This window comes from Erysipelatoclostridium sp. An173 (assembly GCF_963931465.1).
Taxonomy (GTDB): Bacteria; Bacillota_I; Bacilli_A; order Erysipelotrichales; family Coprobacillaceae; genus Thomasclavelia; species Thomasclavelia merdavium.
The window spans coordinates 1,756,562-1,769,913 of record NZ_OZ007017.1 but is presented as its reverse complement, the minus strand read 5'-3'; the positions used below and the strand labels follow the sequence as shown (position 1 = coordinate 1,769,913).

The 13,352-nt window shown below is 30.2% G+C and carries 12 protein-coding genes; all 12 read left to right on the top strand.

Annotated features, from left to right (window positions below; all coding sequences use genetic code 11):
• Nucleotides 1-53: 53 nt before the first annotated feature.
• The 12 genes from rny (at nucleotide 54) to ABGT36_RS08810 (ending at nucleotide 13,341) form a co-directional block, all read left to right on the top strand.
• Nucleotides 54-1,610, top strand: coding sequence for a ribonuclease Y (gene rny / locus ABGT36_RS08865; protein ID WP_087301024.1), 1,557 nt, complete (start codon nucleotides 54-56; stop codon nucleotides 1,608-1,610).
• A gap of 39 nt (nucleotides 1,611-1,649) precedes the next feature.
• The gene (locus ABGT36_RS08860) at nucleotides 1,650-2,429 is read left to right on the top strand and encodes a TIGR00282 family metallophosphoesterase (RefSeq protein ID WP_087372198.1); all 780 of its coding nucleotides are present in this window, start codon (nucleotides 1,650-1,652) and stop codon (nucleotides 2,427-2,429) included.
• Nucleotides 2,430-2,468: 39 nt separating this feature from the next.
• Entirely contained in the window at nucleotides 2,469-2,729 is a 261-nt protein-coding gene (locus tag ABGT36_RS08855; RefSeq protein WP_087301018.1) for a stage V sporulation protein S, read from the top strand.
• An 89-nt stretch (nucleotides 2,730-2,818) separates the two neighbouring features.
• The gene (locus ABGT36_RS08850) at nucleotides 2,819-3,064 is read left to right on the top strand and encodes a hypothetical protein (RefSeq protein ID WP_087301015.1); all 246 of its coding nucleotides are present in this window, start codon (nucleotides 2,819-2,821) and stop codon (nucleotides 3,062-3,064) included.
• A 138-nt stretch (nucleotides 3,065-3,202) separates the two neighbouring features.
• Nucleotides 3,203-4,648 (top strand): tRNA (N6-isopentenyl adenosine(37)-C2)-methylthiotransferase MiaB, encoded by a 1,446-nt coding sequence (miaB, locus tag ABGT36_RS08845; RefSeq protein ID WP_087301013.1) that lies wholly within the window; start codon nucleotides 3,203-3,205, stop codon nucleotides 4,646-4,648.
• Nucleotides 4,629-4,967, top strand: a complete 339-nt coding sequence (locus ABGT36_RS08840; protein ID WP_087301010.1) for a YlbF family regulator — start codon at nucleotides 4,629-4,631, stop codon at nucleotides 4,965-4,967. Before miaB ends, ABGT36_RS08840 begins: the two co-directional genes overlap by 20 nt.
• A 73-nt stretch (nucleotides 4,968-5,040) precedes the next feature.
• Nucleotides 5,041-6,555 (top strand): IMP dehydrogenase, encoded by a 1,515-nt coding sequence (locus ABGT36_RS08835; protein WP_087301007.1) that lies wholly within the window; start codon nucleotides 5,041-5,043, stop codon nucleotides 6,553-6,555.
• A gap of 104 nt (nucleotides 6,556-6,659) precedes the next feature.
• Nucleotides 6,660-7,154: an outer spore coat protein CotE gene (gene cotE, locus ABGT36_RS08830; protein ID WP_087301004.1), complete on the top strand. Its 495-nt coding sequence runs from the start codon at nucleotides 6,660-6,662 to the stop codon at nucleotides 7,152-7,154.
• A 75-nt stretch (nucleotides 7,155-7,229) separates the two neighbouring features.
• Entirely contained in the window at nucleotides 7,230-9,743 is a 2,514-nt protein-coding gene (gene mutS, locus ABGT36_RS08825; protein ID WP_346677663.1) for a DNA mismatch repair protein MutS, read from the top strand.
• A gap of 4 nt (nucleotides 9,744-9,747) precedes the next feature.
• Nucleotides 9,748-11,601, top strand: coding sequence for a DNA mismatch repair endonuclease MutL (gene mutL, locus ABGT36_RS08820; RefSeq protein WP_346677662.1), 1,854 nt, complete (start codon nucleotides 9,748-9,750; stop codon nucleotides 11,599-11,601).
• Nucleotides 11,601-12,536, top strand: coding sequence for a tRNA (adenosine(37)-N6)-dimethylallyltransferase MiaA (gene miaA, locus ABGT36_RS08815; RefSeq protein ID WP_346677661.1), 936 nt, complete (start codon nucleotides 11,601-11,603; stop codon nucleotides 12,534-12,536). Before mutL ends, miaA begins: the two co-directional genes overlap by 1 nt.
• A complete protein-coding gene (locus ABGT36_RS08810; RefSeq protein WP_346677660.1) occupies nucleotides 12,523-13,341 on the top strand; it encodes an MBL fold metallo-hydrolase in 819 nt (272 codons plus the stop codon). Before miaA ends, ABGT36_RS08810 begins: the two co-directional genes overlap by 14 nt.
• Nucleotides 13,342-13,352: the final 11 nt, after the last annotated feature.

Below are 13,352 nucleotides of genomic sequence, written 5' to 3'. Positions count from 1 at the left end.
ATTTAAATAGATTCATAATAATATATTACATAGTAAAAAGAGGAGGACGAAATATGTCAGGAAATATTGTCGTTTCTATCTTTACCTATGTTCTAGCTGTAGCTATAGGTTTTTTTGTTAGTTATTTAATTAATAAACTAAAAATTTCTAAAGCTAACGTAAGTGCTGCGAAAATTATAGATGATGCAACTGCTAAGGCAGATACCCTTGTTAAAGAGGCTATTTTAGATGCCAAAACCGAAGTTTATGAATTAAAGCTTCAGGCAGAAAAAGAAGCTAAAGAGCAAAGAGAAGAGATTAATGAATATGAAAATAAACTTTTACAACGTGAAAAAACAATTGATCGACGTGATATTGCTATTCAAGGAAAAGAAGATGTTTTAGCGCAAAGAGTAGTACAATTAGATGAACGGGAAGCAAGACTAGGTAAACTAGAAGACCAATTGAAAGAAAAAATTGATGCCAAAGTTGTTGAACTTGAAAAGATTGCTGCCATGTCAGCTAAAGAAGCTAAGCAGGAATTATTTAAGCAGGTTGAACAGCAGACAGCTACAGAAATGACGGCTTACATAAAAGATCGTGAAGAGGAAGCTAAATCAAAAGCAAGTTTGCTTGCTCGAGATATTATTGCTAATGCGATAAACCGTTATGCTCAAGAAGAAACAGTAGAAAGAACTGTTTCGGTAGTAGCTTTACCAAGTGAGGAAATGAAAGGGCGAATTATTGGTCGCGAGGGACGAAATATTAAAGCGATTGAACAATGTACTGGAGTTGATTTAATAATTGATGATACTCCAGAAGCAATTACAATTTCTTGTTTTGATCCAGTAAGACGAGAGATTGCTCGTTTATCATTAGAAACTTTGATTAGAGATGGACGAATTCAACCAGGACGAATTGAAGAAGTTGTTCAAAAAACTAAGAATGAATTAGACGAAGTAATTAGAAAAACTGGTGAAGATGCTATATTTGAGTTAGGAATTTCAAGAATTGATAAAGACATTGTCAAGATGATTGGTAAACTTAAATATCGTACAAGCTATGGTCAAAACGCTTTGCAGCATTCGCTAGAGGTTGCTCACTTAGCAGGAATCATGGCAGCTGAATTAGGTTTAAACCAACAATTGGCTCGTAGAGCAGGGTTACTTCATGATTTAGGAAAAGCAATGGATCATGAAATGGAAGGTAGCCACGTAGAATTAGGAGCTAAATTTGCTAAAAAGCATGGTGAAAATGCTACTGTTGTTAATGCTATTGAATCACATCATGGTGATGTACCAGCAACTAGTGTCATTTCAGTTTTGGTTGCTGCAGCTGATACTTTAAGTGCTGCTAGACCAGGAAGTAGAAGTGAAACAATTGAAAATTATATTCAACGTCTTGAAAAATTAGAAGAAATGGCTAAAAGTTTTGAAGGTGTTGATCGTGTCTTTGCTATCCAGGCTGGACGTGAAGTACGAATCGTGGTTAAGCCAGATAAAGTAGATGATTTAATGTCACATAAAATTGCTCGTGATATTAAAAATAAAATTGAAGAAGAACTTACTTATCCTGGACATATTAAAGTTACAGTCATTAGGGAAGTTAGGGCAAGTGAAATTGCAAAATAAGGATAGGCATTGCCTATCTTTTTTATGAAAGGAAGAAAAATGAAGATATTATTTATTGGCGATATTTTTGGTTCAATTGGCCGAGATATGATTAATGATTATTTACATCGCTTAGTTAATGATTTAAAAATTGATTTTGTAATTGCAAATGTAGAAAATACTAGTCATGGTAAAGGACTATTAAAACGTCATTATGATGAATTATCATTTTGTGGTATTCAGGCAATGACTATGGGAAATCATACTTTTGATAAAAAAGAGTTATATGATTATATTGATGAAGCTGATAAACTAGTCGTTCCGATTAATCAGCCTAAAGTTTTACCTGGTGTTAAAACAAGAGTTTTTGATGTAAAAGGTAAAAAAATCCGAGTTACTAATGTTTTAGGAGTAGCTTTTATGGATAGTCGTTATAGTAATCCTTTTGAAGCAATCGATGAATATTTAGATTTAAAACAAGATATTCATATTATTGATTTTCATGGAGAGGCTACAAGTGAAAAAATTGCTTTTGCCCATTATGTAAAAGATAAAGCTAGTGCAGTACTTGGAACCCATACTCATGTTCAAACAGCTGATGAAAAAATAATTGATGGTAAACTAGCATTTATTAGTGATGCTGGAATGACAGGACCGTATATGAGTGCTATTGGTTGTGATTTGGATTCTATTGTAAAAAGATTAAAAGGGTCATCGGCACCGTTTATTGTTGCTAAAAGCAGTGGCCAGTTATCTGGTGTTGTGATGACTTTTGAAAATAATAGTCCTATTAAAATAGAACGAATTTTAATCAATCAAGATCATCCATATTTGTCATAATTAAAAATTGTTTTCATATATTCTTTTAGGAGGAAAAATATGGAAACAATAAAAGTATCATCATCATCATGTCCGAATAATGTTGCTGGCGCTATTGCAAGTATGATAAGAAATAGTTCAAAATTACAAATTCAAGTAATTGGTGCCGCAGCGTTAAATCAAGCTGTAAAAGCAATTGCTATTGCTAGGGGTTATATTATTCCTACAGGTAATGAGATTATCTGTATCCCTTCTTTTCATGATTTAATTGTCGATGATAAAGAGATAACAGCATTAAGATTGACCTTAGAATTAAGGTAGTATAAAAATTAAATTTACTTAGTTGAAAGGGCTTTATTTTTTTTGGTGCATGAGTTATAATGTAAGAAGTGATATAGGAGGAAATTTGTATGGCAAAATGTAAATTATTAATGCAAACAGCACAAACACAAAAATTAATTGATTTTTTTGATGGATATGAAGATGATAAAGTAAAATGTAAATTCATTAAAAAAACAGGTATTAAAGCAGAAGTAGAATGTGAAACTGAACTTTCACCTGAAGAAGCTGCTGGACATTGTAAAAGTGTTTTTAAGAAAACTAAAGATGGAGCAGTTTTATATTTCTCTATTCAACCAGATGGATTCTTTGGTTAATTAAGCAAATAAGGACGCAAGTCCTTATTTTTTTCTAGACAAATTAATAAAAACCAACTAGAATAGTCAAATGTATACAGATATTAGTGTTGGAATGTTATAATTATGTATATAATAATTAGGAAAAGTGGTGAACAAATGAAAGATTATAGTAGTTATTTTAAAGGACCTTCACTTAATGAAGCTAAAAAAAGGAGTCATGATCGAGTAAATAGATATGATGATGCTTATCATATTCCTGCTGATATGATTAAAGCCGGAGTAGGGAAAAAATATTATATTCAAACATATGGATGTCAAGCAAACGAGCGTGATAGCGAGACTTTATCGGGAATTTTAGAGAGCATGTCATATAAACCAGCTGAAGATATTAAAGAAGCTGATGTTATTATTTTAAATACATGTGCAATTCGTGAAAATGCTGAAGAAAAGGTTTTTGGTAAAGTTGGATATGTAAAAAATTTAAAAAAGACTAATCCTGATTTGATTTTTGGAATGTGTGGCTGCATGGCTCAAGAAGAAGTTGTTATTAAAAGAATTTTAGAGAAACATCCGCACGTTGATTTGATTTTTGGAACTCATAATATTCATCGTTTACCTGAACTATTAAAAGAGGCTATGTATAGTAAAGAAATGGTCGTTGAAGTTTGGTCTAAAGAAGGCGATGTAATAGAAAATACTCCTGTTAAAAGAGCTAATAAATATAAAGCATGGGTAAATATTATGTATGGCTGCAATAAGTTTTGTACATACTGTATTGTACCATATACTAGAGGTAAAGAACGTTCAAGATTAGCTAGTGATATTATTGAAGAAGTAAAAGATTTGATCAAACAAGGTTATAAAGAAATAACTTTATTAGGTCAAAATGTTAATAGTTATGGTAAAGATCTTGGTGATGATTATAGTTTTGCGAATCTTTTAGAAGATGTTGCTAAAACTGGAATTGATCGAATTAGATTTACAACTAGTCATCCATGGGATTTTAGTGAAGATATGATCAAAATCATTGCTAAGTATGATAATATTATGCCTGCTATTCATTTACCAGTACAATCTGGTAACAACCAGGTTTTAAAACAAATGGGACGTCGGTATACTCGTGAACAGTATTTAGATTTATTTTACAAAATTAAAAAATATATTCCTGATTGTACCATCACAACTGATATTATTGTTGGTTTCCCTAATGAAACTCATGAACAGTTTTTAGATACATTATCTTTATATCAAGAGTGTGAATATGATTTAGCTTATACTTTTGTATATTCACCTCGTGAAGGAACTCCAGCGGCTAAGATGGCTGATAATATTCCAAGTGAAGAAAAAGATCAACGTTTATATCGCTTAAATGAAATTGTTACTGAAAAAGCGTATAAACAAAATCAACGTTTCTTAAATAAAGTAGTCGATGTTTTAGTTGATGGAACTTCAAAACGTGATGAAACAATGTTGACAGGTTATACAAGTCATCAAAAATTAGTTAATTTTAAAGGAAACCCTGATGATATTGGTAAGATAATTAAAGTTAAAATTACCGAAGCTAAAACATGGGCTTTAAAGGGTGAGGCTGTTGAATCATAGTTTTGAATATGCAAAAGAACTAAATGATTATTTATTGAATTTGGATGTTATTAAAGAATATCAAAAATATGAAGATTTAATAAGTAATAATGAAGAAATAAAAGCTTTGGAAAATAAGATGAAAGCATATCAAAAAAAAATAGTTAATCAAAAAGCAAAGCAGGATAGTAATGTTGTTGATACGATAAAAAAATATCAACAGCTCAAAGATGAATTTGAAAATCATCCCTTAGTAGTTAATTACTTATATTTAAAAGATGAAGTAAATAATTTATTACAAACGATAAATGCATATATTAATAGAGAATTGTTGAAATAGGTCTTGACTTCATAATTATTTCTAATTATAATTTATAAAATATTAAATAAAAACAAAGAAAAGGAGATAGAAAATGGCATATTTTTTTGATGAACCATCACGTACATTTAACGAATATCTATTAGTACCAGGATATTCTTCTACAGAGTGTCAACCTAAAAATGTTAGTTTAAAGACACCATTAGTTAAATTTAAAAAAGGTGAAGAACCTGCATTATCACTAAATATTCCATTAGTTTCAGCAATTATGCAAGCTGTTTCTGATGATAATATGGCTGTTGCTTTAGCACGCGAAGGAGGCGTTTCATTTATCTATGGATCGCAAACAATTGAAAGTCAAGCAGCAATGGTTAAACGTGCAAAAACATATAAAGCTGGTTTTGTACCAAGTGATTCTAACTTAAGTGTTAACGATACGTTAGCTGATGTTATCGCTTTAAAGGAAAAAACAGGACATTCAACAATGGCAGTAACTGATGATGCCAGTGCTAATGGTAAATTATTAGGTATTGTTACAGGTCGTGATTATCGAGTATCTAGAATGTCTTTAGATACAAAAGTGTCTGAATTTATGACTCCGTTTGATAAACTAATTTGTGGTCATACAGGCATTAGTTTAAAAGAAGCTAATGATTTAATTTGGGACAATAAGTTAAATGCTTTGCCAATTATTGATGATGATCAAAAATTAGCATATTTTGTTTTTAGAAAAGATTATGAAACTAAAAAATCAAATCCTAATGAATTATTAGATGCATCTAAACGTTATGTAGTTGGTGCTGGTATTAATACTCGTGACTTTGCTAAGCGTGTTCCGGCTTTAATTGAAGCTGGTGCAGATGTTTTATGTATCGATTCATCTGAAGGATTTACTGAATGGCAAAAAATTACTATTGATTGGATTAGAGAACATTATGGTGACAGTGTAAAAGTTGGAGCTGGAAATGTTGTTGATGCTGAAGGATTTAGATTTTTAGCTGAAGCTGGTGCAGATTTTGTCAAAGTTGGTATCGGTGGTGGATCAATTTGTATCACTCGTGAACAAAAAGGAATTGGTCGTGGCCAAGCAACAGCGACAATTGAAGTTGCTAAAGCTCGTGATGAATACTTTAAAGAAACTGGTATTTATGTACCAATCTGTTCTGATGGAGGTATTGTTCACGATTATCATATGACTTTAGCTTTGGCTATGGGTTCTGATTTTATCATGTTAGGTCGTTATTTCTCTAGATTCGATGAATCTCCAACTAATAAAGTAAGTATTAATGGTCAATATATGAAAGAATACTGGGGAGAAGGTTCTGCTCGTGCGCGTAACTGGCAACGTTATGACTTGGGTGGAGATGCTAAACTTTCTTTTGAAGAAGGTGTTGATTCATATGTACCATATGCAGGTAGCTTAAAAGATAATGTTGGTTTAACTTTAAGTAAAATCAAATCAACAATGTGTAATTGTGGTGCTTTAACAATTCCTGAATTACAGAAAAAAGCTAAAATTACTCTTGTATCTTCAACAAGTATCGTTGAAGGTGGAGCACATGATGTTGTCTTAAAAGATTCAACATCTTCAAATGGTCATCAAAATTAAAGGTACTTCTTAGAAGTACCTTTTAAATTAGACAAATCTAATAAATATTCCACTTTTTAGTACATTTTTTTACTTACCTTACATATATTAAATTAGGTGAGAACATGGCAAATAATATTCGTGAGATTATTACCCAAGCAGTAATTGCTAAGGGAAAGAAAAGGACTATTAATAAATATCCTTTTGAAATTAGTAATTTTGATAAGGTTTTAGGCTGCTGGATTACTAATCATCGCTATAATGCAACTTTTAGAGATGATAAACCAGTAGTCTTAGGAACCTTTGATGTTCACTTGTGGTATAACTATCGTGATGATAGTAATATTTTAAAACAAACAGTAAGTTATTTAAATGAACTTGATCTAGTAAAAAAAGAACAGCGCAGTTTTAATGATCAAGATGAATTGATTGCTACATGTAATCAAGAACCTAAATGTATAGGTGTTAATTGTTTAGAAGATAAAGTCGTCATTGAAGTTGAAAAAGAGATTTCATTAAGTGTAGTTGGTAAAACTACTATTAGGGTTGAAACAAAAAATGAAATGGAATCGTGGGATGAATTTGATAATATAACGATTGATGAAAATTTTATTAAATAAAGGCGGAAGCCTTTTTTCTTTTAATAATTCTTGTGTTATAATAGAAAATGATTTTTTTAGAAATGAGGTTGATTTATGAAACAAAAATATAGTCCAATGATGATGCAGTATTTATCTATTAAAGAAGAAAATCAAGATTCAATCGTTATGTTTCGATTGGGGGATTTTTATGAAATGTTTTTTGATGACGCTATTTTAGTTTCCAAAGAATTACAAATAGCATTAACTGGTAAAAATGCGGGTGCTAAAGAAAGAGTACCAATGTGTGGGGTACCTTTTCATTCCGCAAGTGGATATATTCAAAAATTAGTAGATAATGGACATCGTGTCGCTATCGTTGAACAATTAACAGAACCAGGTAAAAGAGGGATCGTTGAACGTGGTGTTGTTCAAATAATTACACCTGGTACAATTTTTGATGAATCATTAACAAATAATCGAAATAATTATATTGCCGCTTTAGAAGAATTTGATTTTAATTATACTTTAGCTTTTTGTGATATTACAACTGGAGAATTTAGTGTTGTAAATATTGAAAAGAAAGAAAAGTTATTGATGAATCAATTAGAAACAATGGCAGTTAAAGAGCTAGTGACTTTACCTGATCAAATTCGTAATTTTGACAATATTTTAAATTCCCCATTTCCTCATGATAAATATAATGAAAAATATGATAAGATTTTTTCTAAGATAAATGATTTAAAACAAATTAAAACAGCATCTTTATTATTGAACTATTTATTAGATACTCAAAAAAGAGAATTAGAGCATTTACAAATCATTGAAGAAATAAAAAATGAAGACTATGTAGTAATGGATCAATATACCAAAAAAGCATTAGAATTAACAACAGGCTCTAAAAGTAATGATAAATATGGTAGTTTATACTGGTTATTAGACCATACTAAAACAGCCATGGGTTCAAGAATGCTTAAACAATGGATTGAAAGACCACTTTTAAATCAACAGCAAATTGAACAACGTTTAGATGTAGTTGAAATTTTTACTAATTATTTTATTCAAAGAGAAAGTATCAAAGAGATTTTAAAAGATATTTATGATTTAGAGCGCTTATCTTCTCGAATTGCTTTTGGTAATATAAATGCTCGTGATTTGAAATGGATCAGTGCTTCTTTAAAAGTAATTCCGGAGTTAAAAAATCAACTATTATCATTAGATGAGCCGCTTACAAATGATTTAGCTAATCATTTAATAGATTTAAATCATATTATTAATTTGATTGACCAGGCAATCATTGATAATCCGCCATTAACTGTAAAAGAAGGTAATATCATTAAAGAAGGATTTAATGAGGAGTTAGATGAACTTCGTTACATTCGTAATCATGGTAAACAATGGCTTATTGAATTTGAACAAAAAGAGCGTGATCGTACTGGAATTAAAGGGTTAAAAGTAGGATATAATCGTGTTTTTGGTTATTACATAGAAGTGACTAAAGCAAATTTATCATTAGTAAAAGATGAATTTAACTATACTCGTAAACAAAGTTTAGCCAACGCAGAACGTTTTGTTACACCGGAATTAAAAGAGATGGAATCAAAGTTATTAAACGCTCAGGATAAAATGGTTAAACTAGAATATGCAATCTTTACACAAATTAGAAATACAATAAAAAAAGATGTTCATCTAATCCAGGATGTTGCAAAAGTAATTGCTCGAATTGATGTTTTCCAATCACTTGCAATGATTTCTAGTGAAAATAGTTATGTAAGACCTATTTTTAATCATGAAAAGATATTTAATGTTACTGATGGACGTCACGGGGTTATTGAACGGGTTATGAGTGAAGGCAGTTATGTTGCAAATGATGTCGACATTGATAGTAAAAATCCTGTTTTAATGATTACTGGACCAAATATGGGTGGTAAATCAACATATATGCGTTCAATTGCTTTGATTGCTTTAATGGCCCAAATTGGATGTTTTGTTCCTTGTAGTCAGGCTAATTTACCAATTTTTGATCAGATTTTTACTAGAATTGGCGCTAGTGATGATTTAGTATCTGGACAATCAACTTTTATGGTTGAAATGTTAGAAGCAAATAATGCTTTACGTTTTGCTACTGAAAATTCATTGATTATTTTTGATGAAATTGGACGAGGAACTGCTACATTTGATGGAATGGCTATCGCTCAAGCAATGATTGAATATATTGCAACTAAAATTAAATGCATTACATTATTTTCAACGCATTATCATGAATTAACATTCTTAGAAGATAAGAATTTAGGAATAAAAAATGTCCATGCTAGTGCTTCGATTGAAAATGATGATTTAGTCTTTTTATATCGTATTAAACCAGGACGTTCTAATAAATCATATGGTGTAAATGTTGCTAAACTAGCAAAATTGCCAGATGAAGTTTTAAACCGGGCAAATGTATTATTAGAAGCGTTAGAAGAGAACAATATTGAAAATCATTTGAGTGATGATTCATTAAAAGAAGTTCCAGTAAATTCACCTAGTGTGGTAGAAAAATATCTTGATGGAATTGATCCAATGACATTATCACCGATTGATGCTTTATCGACTTTAATCGAGTTAAAGAAATTGAATGAAAGCAGGTGATTAAATGCAAAAAATAAGACAACTTGATGATATTTTAGCTAATAAAATAGCAGCGGGTGAAGTAATCGAACGACCTGCGAATGTTGTTAAGGAATTAGTTGAAAATAGTATCGATGCCAATAGCAGCAAGATCGATGTAATTATTGAAGAAGGTGGCTTAAAATTAATTCAAGTTATTGATAATGGTGATGGAATGGACAAAGAAGATGCTTTGCTTTGTTTTAGTCGTCATGCAACTAGTAAAATCAAAGATGATCAGGATTTGTTTTGTATCCAAACATTAGGATTTCGTGGCGAGGCTATTCCATCAATTGCCTCTATTAGTCATTTTGAATTAAAGACTAGTACTGGTCAAATAGGGACTAGTGTGGTTTATGAATATGGTAAATATATTGAAAATAAAGAAAGTGATAGTAAAAAAGGAACTAATATCAAAGTTGAAAAATTATTTCAAAATGTTCCAGCTCGTTTAAAATATGTACGTTCTACGAATGCAGAATTTGCTAATATTCAAACTTATTTAGAGCGGTTATCTTTATCACATCCAGATATTGCTTTTTTATTAGTTCATAATGGACGAACAATCTATAAGACTAATGGTAATGGTAATTTATTAGAAGTAATTTCTAATATTTATGGATTGAATGTTGCTAAAGCGATGATTCCGGTTGATTTTGGTGATGATGAATTTCATATAACTGGATTTATTTCTAAAATTGATGTAAATCGTGCTAGTAGGAATCATATGATTACAATGGTTAATTCACGAGTAGTTAGAAATAAGGTTAGTATTGATAGTATTAAAAATGCTTATTCACGTTATTTGGCTGAAAAACGCTATCCGATTACAATTCTTAATATTGAAATCGATCCTTATTTAGTAGATGTAAATGTTCATCCTTCTAAATTAGAAGTACGGTTTTCAAAAGAAATGAAATTAAAAGAATTAATATATCAAGGAATAAGCGAGGCGCTTGCAAATGTTAATTTAACTTATAATGCAGTAGCTGATTATAAAAAACCAAAAGTAAATATTGAACAGCCAGCTTTTGAATTTAACTATGATGTAGAAGATGAAATCGAGCCGATTTTAAAAAATACAGACAATGAAAATATTAATCATGTAGATGATAAAAATAACGAAACTTTTGATAATATTGAAAATGAAGTTGTGGATAAAGAAAATAATTATAATTTAGTTCAAGAACAAAATATCGAATATATTGTACCTGATAAGCAAGTAGTTGAAACTAAGGTTGAATCTCGTGAAAAATTAATGAAAAAGAAACTACTTGTAAAAGGACAGGTACATGGTACATATATTATTTGTGAAGATGAAACTGGTATGTATTTAGTTGATCAACATGCAGCACAAGAACGAATTAATTACGAATATTTTTTAGATAAGTATCAGCATTTAAATTTATCAATGCGTGATTTATTAGTACCGATTACATTAGAATATCCATTAAGTGAATTTTTGATTATTGAAGAGCGAAAACAATTGTTGAGCCAGGTTGGAATTAATCTAGAAGTTTTTGGTAATTGTGGATATGTAATTAAACAACTACCACTATGGATGCAAAATATTGATGAACAGGTTTTTATTGAAGACATGGTTGATCAGGTTTTAAAAGATAATAAAGTCGATGTTGTTAAATTACAAGATCATGCGATTGCCACATTGAGTTGTAAAGCGTCATTAAAAGGTAATACCCATTTATCAAATGAAGGAATGCAAAATATTATTGATAATTTAATGCGTTGTGATAACCCTTATGTTTGTCCTCATGGTCGCCCTACTTTAGTTTATTATTCTAGTTATGAAATTGAAAAATTGTTTAAACGGGTAGCGTAATGGATAAAGTAATAGTTGTTGTTGGACCAACGGGAGTAGGAAAAACTAAAATGGGTGTAGCTTTGGCTAAGTATTTTAATGGCGAAGTAATTAGTGGCGATTCAATGCAAATCTATAAAACAATGGATATTGGTACAGCTAAGGTAACAAAGCAGGAAATGGATGGGGTAGTTCATCATTTGATCGATATTAAAAATCCTGATGAAAGTTATAGTGTTAAAGATTTTCAAGATGAAGTTAGAAAGAAAATCAAAGAAATAACTATGCGTAATAAACTGCCAATTATAGTTGGAGGAACAGGACTATATATTAAAGCAGCTCTTTATGATTATCAGTTTAGTGATAGCCAAATTGAACATCAAGAATATGTAAAAAAATATCAAGATTATACAAATGAACAATTATATCAATACTTATTAGAAATTGATGAACTGAGTGCTAAAGAATTGCATCCAAATAACCGTCAAAGAGTATTGCGAGCAATTGCTATTTATGAAAGTACTGGAGTTAAAAAGAGTGAAACTTTAGCTAAACAAAAACACGAAATGATCTATGATGCTAAATTTATTGGATTAACATTAAATCGTGAATTGTTGTATGAAAGAATCAATGAACGTGTTGATTTAATGATGGAACAAGGTTTATTAAAAGAAATTGAATCATTGATGGAAAAAAATTATTCAAGTGATTTACAGAGCATGAAAGCAATAGGGTATAAAGAATGGTTTGCTTATTATGATAAAAAGCAAACTTTACAAGAAACTATTGAATTAATAAAGAAACATTCGCGTAATTATGCTAAAAGACAATATACCTGGTTTAATAATCAGGTGCCAGTGAACTGGTTTACTGTTAATCTTGATGATTTTGATAGTACTGTTGATGAAGTTAAAGGGTATTTAAAAAAACAGGGTATTAAAAATGAAAATAATTAATTTAATTGAAGATACTCCTGGAAGTAGCAATTGTTTATATGAACATGGCTTAAGTTTTTATATTGAAACTAAAAAGCATAAGATATTAATGGACACTGGAGCTAGTGATGCTTTTATAAAAAATGCGACACAATTGGGGATTGATTTAAAACAAGTGGATATTGTAGTTTTAAGTCATGGTCATTACGATCATAGTGGTGGTATTTTATCATTTGTTAAAATTAATCCTAATGCGACTATTTATATCCAAAAAAATGCTGTGAATGATTATTATAGTATTCGTGAAAATGGGCCGGCTTATATTGGAATTGATAAAAAGATTTTATTGTTGTCAAATATGGTTTACATTGATGATTTGCTTAATATTGATGATGAATTAACTATATTTTCAAATATTACTGATCGTAAATTTTGGCCACAGACTAATCAAAGATTGAAAAAAAGAGAAAATGGTGTTTTGATTCAAGATGATTTTGATCATGAACAGTGTTTAGTTGTAAATGAAAATAATTGTTCGTATTTATTTTCCGGTTGTGCTCATAATGGTATTGTTAATATATTAAAACGGTATGATCAGATTTTTAAAAAGTATCCAGATAAAATTATTAGTGGTTTTCATATGATCAAAAAAATACCATATGATCAAGATGAAATTACGATGATTAAAGAAACTGCTAATATCTTAACTAAAGTACCCGCAGTATTTTATACCGGACATTGTACCGGAAAAGAAGCGTTTGCAATAATGAAAGAAATTATGGGTGAACAGTTAGTATTGATTCATAGTGGTATGGAAATTGAATAGAAAAAGCTGGA

What these genes read in the sequence shown, in the direction of transcription:
- rny (WP_087301024.1), top strand. Translation starts at nt 54, where the DNA reads ATGTCAGGAAATATTGTCGTTTCTATCTTTACCTATGTTCTAGCTGTA.
- ABGT36_RS08860 (WP_087372198.1), top strand. Translation starts at nt 1,650, where the DNA reads ATGAAGATATTATTTATTGGCGATATTTTTGGTTCAATTGGCCGAGAT.
- ABGT36_RS08855 (WP_087301018.1), top strand. Translation starts at nt 2,469, where the DNA reads ATGGAAACAATAAAAGTATCATCATCATCATGTCCGAATAATGTTGCT.
- ABGT36_RS08850 (WP_087301015.1), top strand. Translation starts at nt 2,819, where the DNA reads ATGGCAAAATGTAAATTATTAATGCAAACAGCACAAACACAAAAATTA.
- miaB (WP_087301013.1), top strand. Translation starts at nt 3,203, where the DNA reads ATGAAAGATTATAGTAGTTATTTTAAAGGACCTTCACTTAATGAAGCT.
- ABGT36_RS08835 (WP_087301007.1), top strand. Translation starts at nt 5,041, where the DNA reads ATGGCATATTTTTTTGATGAACCATCACGTACATTTAACGAATATCTA.
- cotE (WP_087301004.1), top strand. Translation starts at nt 6,660, where the DNA reads ATGGCAAATAATATTCGTGAGATTATTACCCAAGCAGTAATTGCTAAG.
- mutS (WP_346677663.1), top strand. Translation starts at nt 7,230, where the DNA reads ATGAAACAAAAATATAGTCCAATGATGATGCAGTATTTATCTATTAAA.
- mutL (WP_346677662.1), top strand. Translation starts at nt 9,748, where the DNA reads ATGCAAAAAATAAGACAACTTGATGATATTTTAGCTAATAAAATAGCA.
- miaA (WP_346677661.1), top strand. Translation starts at nt 11,601, where the DNA reads ATGGATAAAGTAATAGTTGTTGTTGGACCAACGGGAGTAGGAAAAACT.
- ABGT36_RS08810 (WP_346677660.1), top strand. Translation starts at nt 12,523, where the DNA reads ATGAAAATAATTAATTTAATTGAAGATACTCCTGGAAGTAGCAATTGT.